This window comes from Thermopolyspora flexuosa (assembly GCF_006716785.1).
Classification (GTDB): domain Bacteria; phylum Actinomycetota; class Actinomycetes; order Streptosporangiales; family Streptosporangiaceae; genus Thermopolyspora; species Thermopolyspora flexuosa.
Map to the genome: position 1 here is coordinate 154,716 of NZ_VFPQ01000002.1, position 19,229 is coordinate 173,944.

General features: G+C 72.1%; 17 protein-coding genes. 5 read left to right on the forward strand and 12 right to left on the reverse strand.

Annotated features, from left to right (window positions below):
* A complete protein-coding gene (locus FHX40_RS23150; RefSeq protein ID WP_142262087.1) occupies positions 1–996 on the reverse strand; it encodes a HAMP domain-containing sensor histidine kinase in 996 nt (331 codons plus the stop codon).
* Positions 997–1,302: 306 nt separating this feature from the next.
* On the opposite strand from FHX40_RS23150, the gene FHX40_RS23155 reads away from it, so the two are divergent.
* Complete coding sequence (locus FHX40_RS23155) at positions 1,303–1,644, forward strand: hypothetical protein (RefSeq protein ID WP_142262088.1); 342 nt, start codon at positions 1,303–1,305, stop codon at positions 1,642–1,644.
* 1,100 nt (positions 1,645–2,744) lie between these two features.
* Here the strand turns inward: FHX40_RS23155 and gdhA are convergent.
* From gdhA to FHX40_RS25300, 3 genes are all read right to left on the reverse strand, one after another.
* Positions 2,745–4,088 (reverse strand): NADP-specific glutamate dehydrogenase, encoded by a 1,344-nt coding sequence (gene gdhA, locus FHX40_RS23160; protein WP_142262089.1) that lies wholly within the window; start codon positions 4,086–4,088, stop codon positions 2,745–2,747.
* Between the two features lie 337 nt (positions 4,089–4,425).
* Entirely contained in the window at positions 4,426–6,069 is a 1,644-nt protein-coding gene (locus FHX40_RS23165; RefSeq protein WP_229788559.1) for a serine/threonine-protein kinase, read from the reverse strand.
* Positions 6,070–6,198: 129 nt separating this feature from the next.
* Positions 6,199–6,366 (reverse strand): hypothetical protein, encoded by a 168-nt coding sequence (locus FHX40_RS25300; protein ID WP_170198975.1) that lies wholly within the window; start codon positions 6,364–6,366, stop codon positions 6,199–6,201.
* Positions 6,367–6,508: 142 nt separating this feature from the next.
* On the opposite strand from FHX40_RS25300, the gene FHX40_RS23170 reads away from it, so the two are divergent.
* A complete protein-coding gene (locus FHX40_RS23170) occupies positions 6,509–6,781 on the forward strand; it encodes a GlsB/YeaQ/YmgE family stress response membrane protein (protein WP_142262091.1) in 273 nt (90 codons plus the stop codon).
* A 216-nt stretch (positions 6,782–6,997) separates the two neighbouring features.
* Here the strand turns inward: FHX40_RS23170 and FHX40_RS23175 are convergent, their stop codons facing one another.
* From FHX40_RS23175 to FHX40_RS23195, 5 genes are all read right to left on the reverse strand, one after another.
* Positions 6,998–7,972, reverse strand: a complete 975-nt coding sequence (locus FHX40_RS23175; RefSeq protein WP_142262092.1) for a sporulation protein — start codon at positions 7,970–7,972, stop codon at positions 6,998–7,000.
* Between the two features lie 155 nt (positions 7,973–8,127).
* Positions 8,128–9,111, reverse strand: coding sequence for an SIS domain-containing protein (locus FHX40_RS23180; protein WP_229788466.1), 984 nt, complete (start codon positions 9,109–9,111; stop codon positions 8,128–8,130).
* Between the two features lie 326 nt (positions 9,112–9,437).
* Positions 9,438–10,703, reverse strand: a complete 1,266-nt coding sequence (locus tag FHX40_RS23185) for a cytochrome P450 (RefSeq protein WP_229788465.1) — start codon at positions 10,701–10,703, stop codon at positions 9,438–9,440.
* 2 nt (positions 10,704–10,705) lie between these two features.
* On the reverse strand, positions 10,706–10,906 hold the full coding sequence (locus FHX40_RS23190) for a ferredoxin (RefSeq protein WP_142262093.1): 201 nt from the start codon (positions 10,904–10,906) through the stop codon (positions 10,706–10,708).
* A gap of 549 nt (positions 10,907–11,455) precedes the next feature.
* A complete protein-coding gene (locus FHX40_RS23195; protein ID WP_142262094.1) occupies positions 11,456–11,869 on the reverse strand; it encodes a GlcG/HbpS family heme-binding protein in 414 nt (137 codons plus the stop codon).
* A gap of 315 nt (positions 11,870–12,184) precedes the next feature.
* On the opposite strand from FHX40_RS23195, the gene FHX40_RS23200 reads away from it, so the two are divergent.
* The 3 genes from FHX40_RS23200 to FHX40_RS23210 are packed head-to-tail and all read left to right on the forward strand — an operon-like array spanning position 12,185 to position 16,047.
* Positions 12,185–13,360: a sugar ABC transporter substrate-binding protein gene (locus FHX40_RS23200; protein WP_142262095.1), complete on the forward strand. Its 1,176-nt coding sequence runs from the start codon at positions 12,185–12,187 to the stop codon at positions 13,358–13,360.
* Between the two features lie 60 nt (positions 13,361–13,420).
* On the forward strand, positions 13,421–14,962 hold the full coding sequence (locus FHX40_RS23205; protein WP_142262096.1) for a sugar ABC transporter ATP-binding protein: 1,542 nt from the start codon (positions 13,421–13,423) through the stop codon (positions 14,960–14,962).
* Positions 14,947–16,047: an ABC transporter permease gene (locus tag FHX40_RS23210; RefSeq protein WP_142262097.1), complete on the forward strand. Its 1,101-nt coding sequence runs from the start codon at positions 14,947–14,949 to the stop codon at positions 16,045–16,047. Before FHX40_RS23205 ends, FHX40_RS23210 begins: the two co-directional genes overlap by 16 nt.
* 400 nt (positions 16,048–16,447) lie before the next feature.
* Here FHX40_RS23210 and FHX40_RS23215 read toward each other — a convergent pair whose 3' ends face one another.
* The 3 genes from FHX40_RS23215 to FHX40_RS23225 are packed head-to-tail and all read right to left on the reverse strand — an operon-like array spanning position 16,448 to position 19,227.
* Complete coding sequence (locus FHX40_RS23215; RefSeq protein ID WP_189136157.1) at positions 16,448–16,780, reverse strand: hypothetical protein; 333 nt, start codon at positions 16,778–16,780, stop codon at positions 16,448–16,450.
* An 18-nt stretch (positions 16,781–16,798) separates the two neighbouring features.
* A complete protein-coding gene (locus FHX40_RS23220; protein ID WP_142262098.1) occupies positions 16,799–18,100 on the reverse strand; it encodes a hypothetical protein in 1,302 nt (433 codons plus the stop codon).
* A 14-nt stretch (positions 18,101–18,114) separates the two neighbouring features.
* Positions 18,115–19,227 carry an SRPBCC family protein gene (locus tag FHX40_RS23225; RefSeq protein WP_142262099.1) on the reverse strand — a complete coding sequence of 371 codons (1,113 nt, stop codon included), beginning with the start codon at positions 19,225–19,227 and terminating at the stop codon, positions 18,115–18,117.
* Positions 19,228–19,229: the final 2 nt, after the last annotated feature.

Consider the following 19,229-nt stretch of genomic DNA (forward strand, 5'->3'; position numbering starts at 1 on the left):
TCAATGGCTCCCCTGTCGGACGGGAACGGTCAGGCACACCTCGGTGCCGCCGCCGGGGGTGATGCCGAGCTCGAGGTCGGCATCGGAGTCGGGGTGGCAGCGGCCGGCGGGGCCGATGTGGAGCTTGGCCCCGACCAGGAGGGCGCGTTCGCGCATCCCGCTGATCCCGGTCCCCTCGGCGGCCCCGCGGATGCCCCGGCCGTCATCGACGATGCGCAGGCGCACGCCGCCGGGCACGCGCCTGAGGATGAGGTGCGCGGTCTTGGCCTGCGCGTGGCGGACGACGTTGGTCAGCCCTTCCTGAGCGACGCGGTAGAGCACGAGCTCCACGTCGGGGCCGAGCGGCGGCAGGTCGCTGTCGATGCGGTGCTGCACCGACAGCACGGGCGTGGCGAACTCGTTGGTGAGCGCCTTCAGCGCCGCCACCAGCCCGAACTCCTCGAGCACGCCGGGGCGCAGCCGCCGGGCCACCCGGCGGATCTCGTCGAGGCTGGAGCGGGTGGTCTCCACGACGTGGAGCAGCTCCTCGCGGATCTCGGGCGGTGCGTGGTCGGCGACCGACTTGAGCTCGAGCAGCACGGCGGTGAGGGTCTGCCCGATCTCGTCGTGCAGTTCACGGGCGATGCGGGCCCGCTCGGCCTCCTGCGCGGAGAGGGCGTTCGCCGCGCTCGCCGCCCGCTCGGCCTCCAGCCGGTCGAGCATCGCGTTGAACGCGCTGATCAGCTCGGCGATCTCGCGGCCGCCGGTGACGCCGGGCCGTTCGCCCGGGCGGAGCAGGTCCGCGGTGGTCATCGCCCTGGTGAGCCGCTGCAGCGGGCGGAGGCCGATGCGCAGCAGCAGCGCGTTGAGCACGAGCATGGCGGCGAGGCCCACGGCGAGGATCGCCGCCTCGGTGAGGAGCACGGGGGTGGAGACGGTCACCGGTCCCAGCAGCAACGCGGTCGCCCCGATGAGAACGATCGCATTCAGCAGGAAAATCCGCCAGAAAAGGGACACCTAGCTCGATCCTTCCCCGATTTTCCCCCTCGCCCTCCCTCACCATGATCGCCCACGGCCGGTGAGGTCGCTCAGGCGCCCCGCACCGGCGGGGACGCGGTACGGCCCGGCGGAAACGGTTACCGATCAAGATTGCGGGAACAAGGGCCTGGGATCCATAGGCACCGCCACCCATATCCGTACAGGTCACCCCCCACGCTATATGAGGGAAGCCCTGGACGGATATGAGGGAAGCCCTGGATGGCTTTTTCCCCCGGCGCGGGTCATGGTGGAAACGCACCCTGCGCGTCTGGAAAGGAGAAGCAGGTGGCGCACGATCTGCAGAACCGCCCCCAGACCGGACCGGAGGTGTGGATGGAGCGCTCCGAGCCGCGTCTTCCCCGTCCCCCGTCCACCGGCCGCCGGAACCACCCCACACGCTACCGCCCCGGCACGGTGTGGGTGGTGCTCGCCATCGCGCTCGTCCTGATCGGCGTGGGCATGGCCGTCGGCGAGGTGATCATCGTCGCCGCGGGCCTCATCGTCGCGGGCACCCTCGGCCGCCTCTTCGACCTGCGTGCCGAGTACCGCCGCCAGGCCCGCATCGCCGCCCGCGCCGCGGCCGGACGCGAGGCGCAGCGGGAGCCGGGTAAGGAACAGAACCCCTGACGGGCCGATCACGGCCCGCCTCCCCGGCGGACGGCCGCCACGCGGGGCCGTCCCGATCTGTCAGGCGGCGAACACCCGCCTGCCCCGGCGGTCCGCTCGCCGCCACGGCCGCCCGCCCGGCGGCCGACCATGGGAACGGCCACCGGCCACACACGCCCGGCCGTTCCGCGCACGCCCGTTGAACGATCGCTTGGTTGCGTCCCGTGCCGGCCACCACCGCCCACCCGCTTCGAGTGGACCTTGTACGGCAGGCTAGTGGCGATCACGAGCGCATCGCCGTGAACGGCGACGATCTTCCTAGGCGGAGCCGGGACGCGCATTTCCGGCTCCTCGGGGAGAGTTCCGGTCTTTGCGCGCCCGATCCCGGCATCAGGCCGGGGAGCAGCGCGGCGCCTGTACCGCTGAGCGAGTGATCCCGTCCCTATCCGTACGCGGGTGTCCCGGGCCGCGTCGGCGACATGCCGGTGACGCAGGAACGTCCGCCTGCCTGTCGGGCCATGTCCTTCGTACCGCTCGACGCGCGGAAGATCGCGATCGGGAACGAACGCTCGATTCGCGTTCGTACGCGAACGAGAAGGCTCGGGTTGGAACGCGTGGCGGCGACGGGCGGGACTTCCTCTCGCCCCCCTGCGATAGCAGGTACGTCTGGCCTGGGATCGTCGCCGGTCAACGGAACCGGATCGCCCGGCGGTGTGCCGCGCGCCTCCCGCCGTCGTTTGCTTCCTCCGGCACGTGCCCTGAACGGTGCCGGACCACGAGGGCGTCACACGCGAAACAAGCCTGCCACCAGGGTTTACCACCAGAAGGTAACCGATGGGGCACGACGCGTACACGAAATCGGGCACACGCGTGCCGCGATGGCGAGGGTGATGGGGGCCGATCTCGGGTGTGGCGAGAGGCGAGAGAAAGAGGTGTTGCGGGGCGATCGAAGCGCCGACATCGTTGGCGGCGCGGACGATCGGTTCGGCGTGATCCGTGCGCCGACGCCGTTGTCGGCGCGAGATCATCGCGGTCGGGTCATCAGGTCATGCGGCCGACGTCGTTGTCGGCGCGGGGGCCGTCGCTGCGAACGATCGTGACGAGTGATCGAAGGCGTGCGATCAGATGAGGCCGAGGGCGAGCATGGCGTCCGCCACCCGCTTGAAGCCGTCGATGTTGGCGCCGGCGACGTAGTTGCCCGGCATGCCGTACTCCTCGGCGGTGGCGAGGCAGCGGCTGTGGATGTCGCGCATGATGTCGCGGAGACGCTGCTCGGAGAACTCGAAGGACCACGAGTCGCGGCTCGCGTTCTGCTGCATCTCCAGCGCGCTGGTGGCGACACCGCCGGCGTTGGCGGCCTTGCCCGGGCCGAAGGCGACGCCCGCCTCCTGGAAGATGCGGATGCCCTCGGGGGTGGTCGGCATGTTCGCGCCCTCGCCCACCGCGATGCAGCCGTTGCGGACGAGCCGCTCGGCGTCGCGGCCGGTGATCTCGTTCTGGGTGGCGGAGGGCATGGCGACCTCGCAGGGCACCTCCCAGACGCTGCGGCCCGGGATGAAGATCGCGTCGCCGCCGCGGCGCTTGGCGTAGACCTCGATGCGGGCGCGCTCGACCTCCTTCACCTGCTTGAGCAGGTCGAGGTCGATGCCCTTCTCGTCGACCACGTAGCCGGAGGAGTCGGAGCAGGCCACCACACGGCCGCCGAGCTGCTGCACCTTCTCGATGGTGTAGATGGCGACGTTGCCGGCGCCGGACACCACGACCCGCTTGCCGTCGAACGACGTGCCGCGGGCGCGCAGCATCTCCTCGACGAAGAACGCGCAGCCGTACCCGGTCGCCTCGGTCCGCACCTGCGCACCGCCGTACACCAGGCCCTTGCCGGTGATCACGCCGGACTCGTACCGGTTGGTGATGCGCTTGTACTGGCCGAACAGGAAGCCGATCTCGCGCTGGCCGACGCCGGTGTCACCCGCGGGCACGTCGGTGTGCTCGCCGAGGTGGCGGTAGAGCTCCGTCATGAAGCTCTGGCAGAAGCGCATGATCTCGCGCTCGGACTTGCCCTTGGGGTCGAAGTCCGCGCCGCCCTTGGCGCCGCCGATGGGCAGGCCGGTGAGGCTGTTCTTGAAGATCTGCTCGAATCCCAGGAACTTGACGATGCCGAGGTACACCGACGGGTGGAAACGCAGACCACCCTTGTACGGGCCGAGCGCGCTGTTGAACTCGACACGGAAGCCGCGGTTGATGTGGACCTCGCCGTTGTCGTCCTCCCACGGCACCCGGAAGATGATCTGCCGCTCCGGCTCGCAGATCCGCTCGATGACCTTGGACTCGGCGTACTCGGGGTGCTTGCCGAGCACCGGGCCGATGCTCTCCAGGACCTCGCGTACGGCCTGGTGGAACTCGGTCTCGCCGGGATTGCGCCGCAGGACGTTCTCGTAGATTGACGACAGCTTCTCGTGCAACATGATCCCCTCAGTACAGGACCGGTAACCCGCCTGTAACTTTATGGGGCGGTTCGTGCTGCTCTGACCGCGCCCCTGCCACTGCGTCGCATATGCCCGCTGAACAGGTATTCTCACCGCGCCGACCCGCACGGTGTGAAACCCACGGCTCTCGTGCTCGTGACCATACCGGCACGATCGGTGATCAATAAGCGTCACCGGCACGTGTCGTTTTCCTCACACGTGTAACTTTCACGTAATGCGCATCCAGGCGCGACGATCGCGCCGCGTCGCCACGCACGCCGCCGGGTCGATGGGTGCGCGCCGCTCGGGCCGGCCGTACGGCGGGCCGTACCGGTGGTCAGGCGAGCCGGGTGATGCTGAAGTCGTCGTAGTAGGCCCGGGTCTCGCTGCCCCGCACGGCCTCCAGGTAGAGCCCGAGCGAGGGCTTGCCGACCGCCTTCTCCGCCTCGGTGTCCACGTACTCGGCGACGAGCTCGTCACCGGCCCACAGCTGCAGGTGCATCTCCCCGCCGGAGCGCGCGCACCGGGCCCGCAGCTGCACGTTCGACCTCTGGAACTCCGGCACCTCGACGTCCGGGGTCAGGTCCCGCCACCCGTCGGCGTCCACCCGGACGATCTTCGCGTGGCCCGTGTCGTTCACCGCGAGCACGTAGAAGAGGCGGTCCCGGTCCTGGTCGCTCTTGGAGTAGTTGCAGTAGACGCCCGACCAGGAGGCGGCCTTGGACATGTCGAGCTTGACCGACACCAGGACGTCGTCGGGCAGGACCGCGTTCACCGGCGCCTTCGCCCACTTGGTGTCCTCGAAGGTGTCCACGCGCATGGTGTACCGGCCGTCGCCGGTGTAGTTCCGCCCGGCCTCCACCCCGGCGAAGCCGTCCTCCGGCCAGCCGGTCTTCTCCTGGGCGAAGTTCTCCTGGTACAGCACCTCGCCCTCGGGCGGCGCGGACGACGCCAGCGCCCGGCCCACGGACACCGCCGTGGCGACGAGCCCGACCGCGAGCAGCGCCGCGCCCGCGCCCATCGCCGCGTCCATCAGCCGCCTCCGCCACGGGGCCTTCTCGGGCTGCCGGGGCGCGATCCGGGTGCCGGGCAGGGTGGGTCCGGTGATCGCCGCCAGGTCGAGCCGTACCGTGCCGGCCACCTCGGCGCGGTCGGCGTGCGGGCGCCGCACGAGCGCGTCGAGGAGCTGCTGGGCGGTGGGCCGCTTCGCCGGATCCTTCTCCAGCGCGGCGGCGATGATCGGGCGGAGGCTCGGGTCGACCCCGCTCAGGTCCGGGGTCTCGTTGACCACCCGGTAGAACGCCTGCTCGATCGTCTTCGACGCGAACGGCGAGGCGCCGGTCATCGCGGCGACCATCACGCAGCCCCAGGCGAAGATGTCGGCCTCGGGCCCCGCCTGGCGGCCGGTGAACACCTCGGGGGCGATGTAGTCCGGGGTGCCGAGGATGCGGCCGGTGGAGGTCTGCCCGTCCTCGGAGTCGAGCGCGCGGGCGATGCCGAAGTCGATCACGCGCGGGCCGAGCGGGGAGAGCAGCACGTTCCCCGGCTTGAGGTCGCGGTGCACCACACCCGCGTCGTGGATCGCGGTGAGCGCGGTCGCCACGCCCACGGCGAGCGCCTCGATGTTCGACCCGGTGAGCGGCCCGTTCTCGCGCAGCACCCGGCCGAGGTCGGGGCCCGCCACGTACTCGGTGACGATCCACAGCGGCTCGCCGTCGAGGCGCGCGTCGAGCACCGGGGCGGTGCAGAACCGGCGCACCCGGCGGGCCGCCTCCACCTCACGGCGGAACCGCCTGCGGAACTCCGGGTCGTTCGCGAAGTGCGGGTTGATCACCTTGATCGCGACCGGACCCGACGGCCCCTCGGCGAGGTAGACCGTTCCCATGCCGCCCCTGCCCAGCCGGCTCGCGATCCGGTAGGGGCCGAGCTCGGTGGGATCGCCCGGGTCGAGGGCAACGGCGGTCGGCACTCCGGTGGGCATCACGATGGCCGATACTAACGAGATCGCATCACCCAAAGTGGTCTCACTTACCACAAAGGCGTCACATTCCAGCCGCGCCACACGGTGCGCTGCGGGCTCACGGCCGCCGTCCCGGAATGTGCGCGGGCGTCAGACGCGCCGCCGTACCTCCAGGGAGAGCGGCCAGATGAGGCGGCGGCCGCCGATCGCGGTGGTCACCACGCCGACGGGCGGCGCCACCGGGGCGCGCAGGAGCCGGGCGGCGCGGCCGGCGGCGAGCGGCAGCACCGCTCCGGTCGCCCCGATCACGGACGGCACGCGCGTGTCACCCCTGCGACAGCGGGATGCCGCCGGGAAGCGGGGAACCACGTACGGGCGGATCTCGTTGGATCGGGTGAGCGGTTCCGCCGTGATCGGCCGGCAGGACGGCCGAGCGACCGTCTCGAGGGGAGCGTGTGCGATGGAAATCACCGGCATCATCTCCGCCCTCATCATCGGCATCATCATCGGAGCGCTCGGCAGGCTGGTGGTCCCGGGCCGCCAGCGCATTCCGCTCTGGCTGACCATGGTGATCGGGATCGTCGCGGCGCTGATCGGCACCGCCATCGCGACCGTGCTCGGCGTGGCGGACACGCGCGGGATCGACTGGATCGAGCTCGCCATCCAGGTGGCGCTCGCCGCCGTGGGCGTGTCGCTCGCGGCGGGCTCGTACGGCAGACGCGGCGGCCGCTGACCGCGCGCTCCCGGCCGACCGGGGCGTGGGCGGCATCCCGCCCGGGGCCGGGATGCGCCGGCAGCGAGGTGAGCGATCATCGGGCGGGGTGCGGCCGCCCGATGACGTATGCCGGGTGGCATGCCCACCGGACGCGTGCGGCCCGCCGGGCCGGGGCCCGCGGGCCGCGTCAGGGAAGTGCCCGGCGGCGGTAAGGCCGCCGGGCGTCGCTCGCCGCTAGTCCTCCTCCTCGCCTTCCAGCATGTCGCCGATCTCGTCGATCGCCTCGGCGGCGAGGAAGCCGCCCACCGCGCCCACGGCGCCCGCGGCCACGACCGCACCCATGCCCGGACCGCTGTGGTGGCCACCGTGGTGGCCGCCGTGCGGGGCGTACGGGTCATGCCCGTAGCCGCCGTGCCCGTACGGGTCGTGCCCGTAGCCGCCGTGGTGGCCGTACGAGGCGACCGCGTTGAGCCAGCCGGTGATCTCGGCCCCCCAGTCGCGCTCCAGCGCCTCCTCGTGGCTCACGTACCAGCGGCCGAAGGAGTCGTCGGCGGGCCCGCGGCCGCTCGCCTCGAGCACGATGTGCAGCCCGCCCGGGTTCGCCACGAAGGTGAGCTCGACCTCGCTCACCGCGTGCGCGTGCTGCGGCGGCGGGAAGAACTCGATCTCCTGGTAGCACGGCAGGTGGTGGGCGATGCCGTACAGCGTGCCCACCTCGACGTCGGCGCTCTTCGGCTGGAAGCCGAGCCGGCTGAACGCCTGGAGCACCGCGTCCTGGGAGGGCAGCGGCACGATCTGCACCGGGTCGAGGTCGCCCTTGTCGACCGCCCGGGCGATCGCGAGCTCGGTGCGCACCCCCATCGCCATGCCGTACAGCGGCTGCCCCCACACCTCGGTGATGGGCGCCTCCCACGGCACCGGGAACTCGAACGGCAGCGTGCGCTGCTCGCCGGTGCGGAGCTTGAACGGGCCGGACACCTGGGTCCGGGCGAACTCGATCAGACCGGTCTGCTCACCCTCGCCGTGTTCAGCCTCGGCCCTCGTCACCAGCGCGAGGACGATCGACTCGATGTCGGCGTCGAAGTCGCCGCCCTGCAGCCGGACCTCGCCGCGCAGCATCTCGCCGGGCTGCACCCGGGACTGCGCCAGCACGGTGTCCACCGACGGGGCGCCGACCCCGAAGGTTCCCAGCAGCCGTTTGAAGACCACGCTCGCCTCCTGCCTGTCGTGTGACCTGACCGCCGATCGAAACGATCACTGGGCGGGCCGGGTTCCCGCCCCCTTTCCAGGGTCACAGGATCGGACGTTCCGTGACGGCGAAACGGCGCTTTGCGAGGCGGTGTCCGGAAAGTGTGGCCGATCGGTCAGGCTTCGCCCGGATCGAGGCGATCGCCCGCCTCCCCACTCCGCAGGAAGGCCCGCGACAGGATCACGGAGCGGGAGAGGTTACGTGGGCGGTCGGGGTCGAGGCCCTTCGCCGTGGCGAGCTCGACGGCGAGCCGCTGCACCCGGATCAGTTCGGCGACCGGGTCGAGCTCGGGGAGCACGACGAGTGCGCCGGTCCGCTCCACCTGCTCGGCGAGCCCGGGCGGGGGCGGGTCGAAGAACCAGACGAGGCTGCGCTCGTCGGTCACGCTGATCGGGCCGTGCCGGTACTCCATCGCCGGATACGACTCGGCCCACGAGGCCGAGGCCTCGCGGACCTTGAGCGCCGCCTCGTGCGCGATGCCGACCGTCCACCCCGCGCCGAGGAAGGTGAACCGGGTACGGCCCGCCGCCCCGGCGGGCAGCGGTGCCTCGAGCGCCGCGGCGGCCTGCCCGGGGAGGTCGGGACGGTCCGGCGCGACTCCGGGCTCGGCCACCTGGGACGCCGAGGGGATGCGCGCCAGGTGTGCGCGCAGCAGGGTGAGCGCGGTGGTGGCGAACCGGGTCTGCACCACCGAGCGCTCGTCGGCGAAGCCGAGATCGATCACCGTGTCGGCCACCTGTGCGATCGGCGTGGCCGTGTCGCCGGTGAGCGCCACGGTGGGGCAGGGCAGGGCGCGCAGCAGCTCCACCACCTCGGTCGTCGTGCCCGACCGGGTGATCGCGACGACGCGGTCGTACCGGCGCCGGAACGGGAACTCCGAGGCCGGGAAGGCGTCGGTCTCCCCTCGGCCGGAGGACTCGCGGAGCGCCGCGTACGCCTGGGCCATGAACAGCGAGGTGCCGCAGCCGACGACGGCGACGCGCTCGCCGGGCGCGGGCAACCCGGCCACGGTCTCGGCGAGCGCGATCGCCCGCCGCCAGCAGCCGGGCTGAGCGGCGATCTCCTCGGCGACGAACGTCATCTCACGCTCCCGCTTCACGTTCCGGGCGATGATCTTCTCAACCTAACGCCGACGCGCTGCGCCTCGCCCCTCCTTTCCCGGTGCCGATCGGGCTCGCCGCCACCGTCGCGTCCCGGGGAGGCGCCGCTCGCCCCGGCGGGCGCATGCTCACCGTGGCGTGCCCTCACGGTCCGGCCTCGTCTCGGCACCTCCCGCCGGTGATCTGGGCAGGGAGGAGCGGCGGAGAGCAAAGGAAACCGATGTTTCACGTGAAACAACGGTCATGATCGCCGAAGGCCCGGGTGGCGCGCCGGCGGCCCGCCGCGGAGTGGCCGACCGGCCGCCGTGCCGTACGGGTCGCCGGTCTAGCCGATGCGGACCGGGACGGTGCGCGGCCCGCGGACCTGGCCGGAGGACCAGGTGACGGCGTCGGGGTCGGCGAGGGTGAAGACCGGGATGCGCTGCAGCCACACCTCGAGGGCGACCCGGAGCTCCATGCGGGCGAGGTGCGAGCCGAGGCAGCGGTGGATGCCGAGGCCGAAGGCGGCGTGGCGGTTCACCTCGCGGTCGATGACCACCTCGTCGGCGCGCTCGAACTGGGCCGGGTCGCGGTTGGCGGCCGGGAACGACAGCAGGATCCAGTCGTCGGCCTTCATGTCGACGCCGTTCCAGTGCATGTCCTCCTTCACCAGGCGGGCCATGGTGACGGGGGCGTACGCGCGCAGGAACTCCTCGATCGCGGTGGGGAGCAGCTCCGGCTCGGCGACGAGGCGCTCGCGGTCGGCCGGGGTCTTCGCCAGGTGCCACAGCGAGGCGCCGATCGCGCTCCACGTGGTGTCGATGCCCGCGATGAGCAGCAGGGCGATCGTGCCCGCCACATGGGGCGCCGGGAGGTTGCTGCCGTTCACCTTGACGTTGAGCAGATACGAGGTGAGGTCGTCGCGCGGCTCCTTCTCGTGTTCCTCGATCTGCTTGTAGAGGTAGGTGAACAGGTCGTTGAGCAGGACCGCGCGTTCCTCCGGCGGCTTGTTGATGCCCTGGAAAACGTCCTCGATGTACTCGCGGAAAAGCGGCCCGTCCTCCTCCGGGAAACCGAGCATGGCGGCGATCACGCGGACCGGAATGTGCTCGGCGTACTCCTTGGCCGCGTCGACGAGATCGCGGCCGTCGAAGGCGTCGATGAGGCTGTGGCAGTAGTCCCGGGTCGTCTGCTCGTACCGGCTCACCGCGCTCCTGGTGAACGCCGGGAGCAGGATCCTGCGGGCCTCGCGGTGGAACGGCGGATCCGAGGAGATCGGCGGGGTGCTGCCCACCGGGGCGAGGTCGCGGGGCGGCCGGATGTTGCTGACCACCACCGACCGGGAGGAGAACCGCTCGGTGTCGTACGCGATCGCCGCGACGTCCTCGTACCGGACCGGCAGCCAGGCGCCGCCGAACCGCTCGGTGTGCGCGATCGGGCAGCGTTTCCGCAGGTCGTCGTAGATCGAGTAGGGGTCGGCGGCCCACCGCGGGTCCAGGTGGGAGAAGTCGGTCGCCCAGTCCGTTACCGGCCCGGTGATGATCTCGTTGTGGATGCCCTCGTGGGCGTGCTCGCGCTGGTCCCGGAAGACGTAGCCCTCGCCGGCCGTCACGGTCAGGCCTCCTCGACCAGCTCGACGGCCCGCTCCGGGCAGTTGGCCGCCGCGCGCCGCGCCACGGCCTCCAGGTCCGGCGGCACCAGGCCGTCGCCGAGCACGGTGCTGTAGCCTTCCTCGTTCTCGCCGAACAGCTGCGGGGCTATGTCGTAGCAGCGGCCGTGTCCCTGACACCGATCGACGTTGATCTGTACCTTCACTGCGATGCTCCCGTCTCCGCGGCGATGCGGGCGGTTGACCCGTGAAACGATTCAAAGCGGCGTGATCGACCGAGTCAAGATCGCAGTAATGTCCTGGAGCTGCTTATTTCATCCGCCCGAATAAAGGGCTGACCGAATTTGTGTCCGATGCCGGGCGGAAAACAAGGGCGGCACGGCCCGTCCGACGGATTTCCCGTTTCCTCGCGCCGGCCATGGCCGAGCCGGAAACCGCCGCCCGGCTCCCGGGTACGGCCGGCCACCCCCGGCGGGCCGGGCCGCCCCCGCCCGGGCACGCGGACGCGCGAGGCGGCGGCCCGGTCGTCCGGGGCGAGGCACCGCGCTCTGCCCCACACGAATCCTTGCGTGTGCCGCCCACCGTGCCGTGCCGGCACCGGGTGCACCCGCTCGCCCGGCCGGTCGGCCCTCGACAGGCGGGTCCGTGCGAACCGGGTCACCGCGCGCCACGATCGACGGTCGCGGAGGCCGGATCGCCCGCCGCCGGGCCGGGCGAGCAGGGCAACGCCCGGCCCGGGCTCGCCGTACCGCCGGTCAGCGGCCGAGCCAGGCGTCGACGCCCGCCCTGGCCACCGCCACGTCCTGGTCAGGGTGGGCGCCGCTGACCCCCACGGCGCCCGCCACGGCCTGCCCGTCGCGGATCACGACGCCGCCGGGGAGCGTGGTGACGTCGAACGGGAGCTGCCCGTCGATGAGCGTGACGAGCTCGGGGTGGTCGGCCTTGATGCCGGCCACGACCGCCGAGTCGACGCCCATCCGGGCGGCGGTGCGGGCCTTCGACCGGGCGACCCCGCAGGTGAACCAGGGCGCGCCGTCCATGCGGATCCCGGCGATCTCGTCACCGGCCGCGTCGACGACGCAGCAGCTCACCCGGATGCCCGCGGCCCGGGCCGCATCCAGCGCCGCGTCGATGATCAGGCGCGCGCCGTCGAGGCCGAGCCCGTGCATGGCCGCTCCCTTCCCGCCGGTCCTTCCGGTCGTCGCCCGAGGTATGGTCGCCCGCCCGGCCGCCGCCCGACAGCGGCGTGTTCCGACTGTCGGAACGCCGCCCGAATGCCCGCCGTACCGCCGGAAAGAGGGAACGCGCGCTTCCCCCGGCCTCGACGGCGACACCCCGCGCGCGGGCCGGAAGTTGCGTGCCATTGGCCGGAACAAGCCGCTCCACCGCGTATTCGCCGCGTGTCAGCCTTGCCTGACCTTCGCACCGACGAGGGAAGAGATCGTTGCCGCCCCCCGTGCGGCCGGAACGCAAAGGAACACGGCATGGTGCGTACGAGCGGATCATTCCTGCGGCGCTCGTTCAAGGCCATCGCGGGCATCGCCGCCGCCTCGCTGTTGCTCACCGCCTGCGGCGGGGACACGGGTTCCGGAGGCGGGACGGCGGGCGCCGCCCCCGCCGACGACCGCTTCGCGTCCCTCAAGACCGAGATCGATGCGCTGCGCGGGCCGATCACGTGGCCGGAGCCGAAGAAGCTGAGCAATCCGGTCGACCTCACCGGCAAGACCGTCTGGTGGGTGCCGATCGGCGCGCAGGTGTCGGTGATCAACGGCTTCGGCGAGGGCGTCAAGCAGGCGGTCACCGCGCTCGGCGGCGAGGTGAAACTCTGCGACGGCAAGTTCAACCCCGCCGAGATCGGCAACTGCCTCAAGCAGGCCGGCGAGCAGAAGGCCGACGCCGTGATCACGGCGTTCATCGACTACGCGATGATCCCCAACGCGTTCGACGCGCTGGTCGCGCAGGGCGTGCCGGTCCTCGTCGCGGGCGTGCCGCCGACGGGCGACCCCAAGCCGAGCCCGAACTTCGCGTTCTTCGACCCGACCGGCCAGGTGATGAAGATCTACGAGACGATCACCAAGGTCGGGCTGATCGAGAACGGGTCGAACACCAAGGGCCTGTGGCTGCGCCTGCTCGACTCGCAGCTCACCACCCGGGCGAGCGACGCGGGCGTCGCCAAGTACAAGGAGCTGTGCCCGGACTGCCCGCTCGCCACCATCGACTACACCACCGCGAACATCGACAAGCTGCCCTCGGCGATCAGCGCCGAGCTGGTGAAGAACCCCGACATCAACGCGGTGTTCGTGCCGGTGGCGAACTTCGTGCAGCCGGTGCTGCAGGGCATCAAGACCGCGGGCAAGACCGGCATCAAGGTGGTCTCCGCCAACGGCGACCTGCAGAACCTGCAGGCGATCGCCGGCGGCGAGCAGACCGGTGACCTCTCCACCCCGGTGATCTTCAACGGCTGGCAGTACGTGCACGCGCTGCTGCAGCTGCTCGCGGGCGAGCAGGTGGAGCCGGTGAGCGACCTGACCAACCGCTACTTCGACGCCACCAACATCAAGGACCTCACGCTCACCCCGGAGAAGTACCTCACCACCGAGTGGTTCGGCGACGAGTCGTTCAAGGACGCGTTCCTGGCCGCCTGGGGCGCCGGGCAGTAGCCCGCCGTGCCGTACGGCGAGTCGCCCGCAGAGCGTCAACCGGAAGGAACACCGCGCGCGATGCATCGCCTGGAAGCCCGCAACGTGTCGAAGACCTTCGGGTCGACCCGGGTGCTCCACCAGGTCGGCCTGGAGGTCGCCCCCGGTGAGATCCACGCGCTCATCGGGCAGAACGGCTCGGGCAAGTCCACGCTCATCAAGATCCTCACCGGGTACCACGCGCCGGACCCCGGCGCCCGGCTGGCCCTGGACGGGCGTCAGGTCCCGCTGCCCGTCCAGTGGCGGACCGCGGCCGAGCTCGGCATCTCCGTGGTGCACCAGGATCTCGGGCTGCTCGACGAGCTCACCGTCGCCGACAACATCGGCGTCGGCGGCTACCGTCACTCCCGGTTCCTGCGGCGCATCGACTGGCGCCGCCAGGAGCAGATCGCGCGAGCCGTGCTCGCCCGGCTGGAGGTGGACCTCGACCCGCGCACCCCGGTCGCCGCGCTGTCCGCGGCCCGGCGGGCCGAGGTGGCGATCGCCCGGGCGTTGCGCGAGCACACCCCCGGCGGCGGCCTGATCATCCTCGACGAGGCGACGCGCGCCCTGCCGCGCGAGGAGCTGGTGCGGTTCCACGCGCTGCTGCGCCGGGTCGTCGCCGAGGGCACCTCGGTGCTCATGGTGAGCCACAACCTCGAGGAGGTGCTGGCCCTCGCCGACCGGGTGACCGTGCTGCGCGACGGCACGGTCACCGGGGCCGGGCTGCGCACCGCCGAGCTGACCGAGCCGGACATGGCCCGGCTCATGCTCGGCCGTACCGTCGGCACGCTCCGCCCGCGCGGGGTCCGGGCCGCGAACCGGCCGGTCGTCGCCGAGGTGACCGGCCTGTCCGGGGACGGGGTGGCGGACGTGTCGCTGACGATCCACGAGGGCGAGGTGGTCGGGCTCACCGGGCTGCCCGGCTCGGGGTTCGAGGCGATCCCGTACCTGATCACGGGGGCGCGCCCGGCGTCCGCCGGGGTGCTGCGCACCCCGCTGGGGGAGGTACGGCTCGCCGGGGCGACGGTCGCCGACTGCATGGCGGCCGGGGTCTCGCTCGTGCCGGAGCGCCGGGACCGGGACGGCCTCGCCTTCGACCTCGACGTGCGGGACAACATCGCGCTGCCCACGATCCGCCGCCGCGGCAGGCCGTGGTTCGTGGGCCGGCGCTGGCAGCAGGAGCAGGCCGACGGGTTCATCCGCAGGCTCGCCATCCGCACCCGGTCGGCCTCGACGCTGATCAAGGAGCTGAGCGGGGGCAACCAGCAGAAGGTCCTGTTCGCCAAGTGGCTGTCGCTGCGGCCCCGGCTCCTCGTGCTCCACGAGGCCACCCAGGCCGTGGACGTGGGCGCGCGGCAGGACCTGCTCAAGGCGATCCACGAGGTCGCCGACGAGGGCGTGGGGGTGCTGTACGTCAGCGGAGAGCCCTCCGACCTCGCCGACGTGTGCGACCGCATCCTCGTGCACCGGCCCGGCGGGCCGTTCGCCGAGCTGCGGGACGCCACGTCCGACGCCGTACTCGACGCAATCTACGCCGGCACGACCACCACCGCAGGAGGCGCCCCGTGCGGGACTCAGTGAGCGACACCGCGGCAGCGCGGCACAGCACGGACGACGACGCGGCCCGCCGTACCGCGGGCGACGGCGACGCGCCGACCCCATCCTCGGCACCGCCCGCCGGGCCGCCGGTGGGCGTGGTGGGCGGCGGGTCCGCGCGGGCCCTGCTGCACACGATCGCGAGCCGGTACGCGCTGGTGCTCGTCTGGCTCGCGGTCGCGCTCCTCTACTACCTGATCATGCCGGACACCTTCGGCACCTGGGGGGCGGTGCGCGCGATCTTCGGCGGGCAGCCGGTGCTCGTCTTCCTCGCCATGTCGGCGCTGATCACGCTGATGGTCGGCGAGTTCGACCTGTCCATCGCCTCGATCATGGGGCTGGCCGCGACGGTCGTGCCGGTGCTCGCCGGGCTGCACGGGGTGAACATCTGGGTGGCCTGCCTGGCCGCGCTCGCCGCCTGCACGCTCGTCGGCGTGGTGAACGCGTTCTTCGTGGTGCGGCTCGACGTCTCCTCGCTCGTGGTCACGCTCGGCACCGGCACCCTGGTGATCGGCATCTCGCAGGCCATGTCGTCGTCGAACGTGGTCTCGGTGCGGGCCGAGGTGTTCAGCGACCTCGCCCTCTACCCGGTGCTCGGCATGCCGGTGTCGTTCTTCTACGGCCTGGCGCTCGCGCTGGGCATCGCGTACGTGATGGGCTACACGCCGCTGGGGCGGCACATGCTCTTCGTCGGGGCGAACCGCGAGGTGGCCCGGCTCGCCGGTATCCGGGTCAACCGCATCCGGGCCGGGGCGTACATCGTCGCGTCGTTCGTCGCCGGGCTGGCCGGGCTGATCCTGGTGTCCACGCTCGGCGGCTTCGACTCGACCACGTCGAGCCAGTTCCTGCTTCCCGCCCTCGCCGCGGTCTTCCTCGGCACGGCGGTGGTGCAGCCCGGCCGGTTCAACCCGATCGGCACCCTGATCGCCATCTACTTCCTGTGGACCGGCATCTTCGGCCTGCAGCTGCTCGGCTTCGCGGGCTGGATCCAGAACGTCTTCTACGGCGCGGGCCTGGTCGTCGCCGTCGCCCTCGCCAAGATCGTCCGCAACCGCTCGACCGCGACCTAGCCCCGTCACCCCCACGGCCGGCCCGGATTCGTCCCCGTCCGGGCCGGCCTTTATTGCCGGCGTTCGCGACGGGTATCCCGCCGGCGACACGGGTACAGGGCACGCCTGTATATGCGAGCCGACGCCCCTGGTACATGGCGGGGTTCGGGCCGTTTTCGCGTGCGCGATCGAGATATTTCAGCAGGTTGGTTCGATGCCTGGTCGCTGGAGGCCGAACGCTCACCCATCGCCACTGGCGATCCCGACGCGGACTCACCGCACCCGGAGCGGCCTGGCCGAGGTGGCCGACCGGCCGCGACGGCGCAGGCGGGCATCGGATACAGCCGCAGCCGTCCGGACCACCGCGACCGCCTCACACCATGAGGCTCGGAAGGGCCGGCTCGTCGACAAAACCGCAGCACTACGCGCGGTCCCTGGAAGCCGGACGCTCACCCATCGCCACTGGCGATCCCGGCGGGCCCTCGCTCGCACGCGGAGGCGTCCTGGCCGAGGTGGACAAACCGGCCGCCAGGACGTACCGCACGCGAACCTCGCGGTAGGTCACGCCTTCGGCCACGCGCTCGGGCAGATTCTCCCGGCGGCTTTCCGAGATCGAGCGCTCGCCCGGCTCCTCGCTGAAGGTCACGTTCGTCTCCGGTACGCGGTCGAAGCGCATCGCCTCCGCCCGTACCGTCGCGGTGAACACGATGTCCGCGGACTCGGCGAGCCGCTCGGCCGGGTGTTCGGCGGGCATGGTCTGGCCTTTCGTTCGTCAGTGGACCATGCTGCGCAGCCTGCGCAGCCCGGCGCGTCGCGCGGCGCGCCCAAGGTCACGGAGCGCGGGACCGAGAGGCGGAGTCGCCGCCGGGGCCTCGTCATGGGCCGGTCCGCCCGGGTCGTCCGGTCCGGCCTCCGCCTCCCCCGGCTCGTCCTCGGTCCTCCGCGGTCCGGCCGCCGCGTTCTCCGGGCCGGGCTCCGGCCGCTGCAGGCGGACCTCGGTCCGGTCGTCGTCGGCGGTCGCACCTCCGGCGGCCGGCTCCGGGTCAGGGAGGTCGCACGTCTCCCCCGGGTCGGCATCGTGCGGCTCCTCCGACTCCCCTCGGTCGGCCGTTTCCCCGCTGGAGACCTGCGTTGTGGGGGCCGCCGTCCGCGGTGCGGCCTCGGTGACCGGCCGTTGGGAGGCGGCCTCGTGCGGCTCGTCCGGCGTATCCGGCTCCGCCGGAGGGCTGCCGGGTGCGACCTGTTCCGGTGCCGGCTGCGGCGGCCTCGCGGTGGCGGGCGCCGGCCGCGCCGGGGCGGGTCGCGCCTGCGGTTGTTCGGTGGGCACAGGACCGGGAGACGGGGGAGCCGCCGGCGTGGCGGAGTCGCCCAGGGGCGTCTGCCGGATCAGGCCTCCGCCGACCGCGCCGACGGCCCTGCCGGCTCCCTGCACCAGGCCGGCGACGCCTCCGGGCTCGCCGGACGCACCGCTCTCCGGCACCAGCCGCTGTACGGCCTGGCCGGCGGTCGAGCCGAGGTCCGCGACGGCGTGACCGGCGGCCGTGCCGACGTCGCCGACCGCCCTCGCCACGCTCCCGGTGATGTTCTCCAGCAGCTGCGGGTTGTTGTCGATCGTCCGCAGCACGTCCCTGATGATCGCGGCCACGTTGTCGAGCCGTACCTTCAGCAGGGCCTGGGCCTCCACGCCCCTGATGCCGAGGTTGACCCGGCCGAGGGCCACGTCGGCGCCGACGTGCAGCCGCAGCAGGTCGAGGACCTCGGCGTTCAGCGAGACGCGGGCACGCAGGTCGGCCACCTCGAGGCTGATCTCGTCCACCTTGAGGGTCGGCACGTCGAGCAGCACGTCGGCCTCGGCGGCCCGGTCGCCGCCGGGCACCACCTGACGGCCTTCGAGCGGCGGCGCGGCGCGAGGCGCCCGCTCCGGCGGCCACGGATCCGCCCGCGCGCGTGGCCGGGTCCGCGGCTCTTCCGGGCTCCACGTGCCCGCGGCGTGGCCCTCGTGCAGCCCTTCGACGTCGGTCCGGTCCGGCGCCGGTGCGGGACGTGGCTCGGTGCGTGTCGCGTCAGCGGTCATGACGCGTCCCTCCGTCAGGCCTGGGAACCGCCGGCACCGGCCCGTTCCTCGTGTGCCTCGCCGGTCGGTTCCTCCGGCTTCTCGGCCTTCTCGCCGCTCGGGCGGTCGTCCCGCGCCTCGGCCTGCTCGTCGCCGGGCTTCTCGGATGTGGCCTCCGCCCGCTCCTCGCCTCCGGTCGGCTCCTTGCGCTCCTCCTCGGGACCGGTCTGCTCGCCGTACGGCTCGGCGGGCTGATCGGCCGCGGGCTTCTCCGGGCCTGCGCCGCCCTGCTCACCGGTCTGCTCGCCGGTCTCCTCCTCGGGCACGGTGTGGCCTTCGTGGATCGTGCCGCGCCAGCCCTTGACCTCCTCGGGATGGAGGAGGGTCTGGGTCATGACGTGGCGGCGGAAGTGCTTCAGCTCGAGGCGGGCCCGCCTGCCCTGGGCGCGCCAGAGGTTGCCGACGTGTTCGAAGAACCCCTGCGGGTGGTACTCGAGCACGAGGACGACCCGGGTGAGGTTGGGGGCGAGCGGGTGGAAGGTGACGGCGCCGTCGACGTAGCCCTTGTCGCCGCGGGAGCGCCAGATGATCCGCTCGTCCGGGACCTGCTCGATGATCTCCGACTGCCAGCTGCGGTGCGACCAGAGGATCTGCGCCTTCCAGGTGAGGCGCTCGTCGCTCTCCTGCTCGACGTGCTCGACCTTCTTGAGGAAGGACGGGAAGTCCTCGAATCGGGTCCACTGGTTGTAGACGACCTCGACCGGCGCACCGATGTCGATCGTTTCGACCACGTTGGTGACCTTCATCTTGCTTCCCTGCGCCCGCTGTCCACCCTTGCCGGTGAGCCCTTCACGGACCTGGGTGATGCCCTTCGCCAGGCTGCCGACGCCCTTGATCACCTTGCCGGCACGGCGCAGCGGCCCGCCGCCGCCCTCGCCGGGCCCTGTCTCCTTGGCCTCACCGGCCCCGGCGTACTCCTGCAGGCGACCGGTGGCCGAGGTCACCCGGCCCACCACCGAGGACATGGCCCGGCGGCCGAGTGCGCCGACCAGGTTGCCCATCTCGTGTCCGAGCCGCTGCAGGGGCTGCTCGGCGCCCGTCGTCTCCTGCTGCTGCTCGGCCGGCCGTTCCTTGACGTCCTGTGTCATCG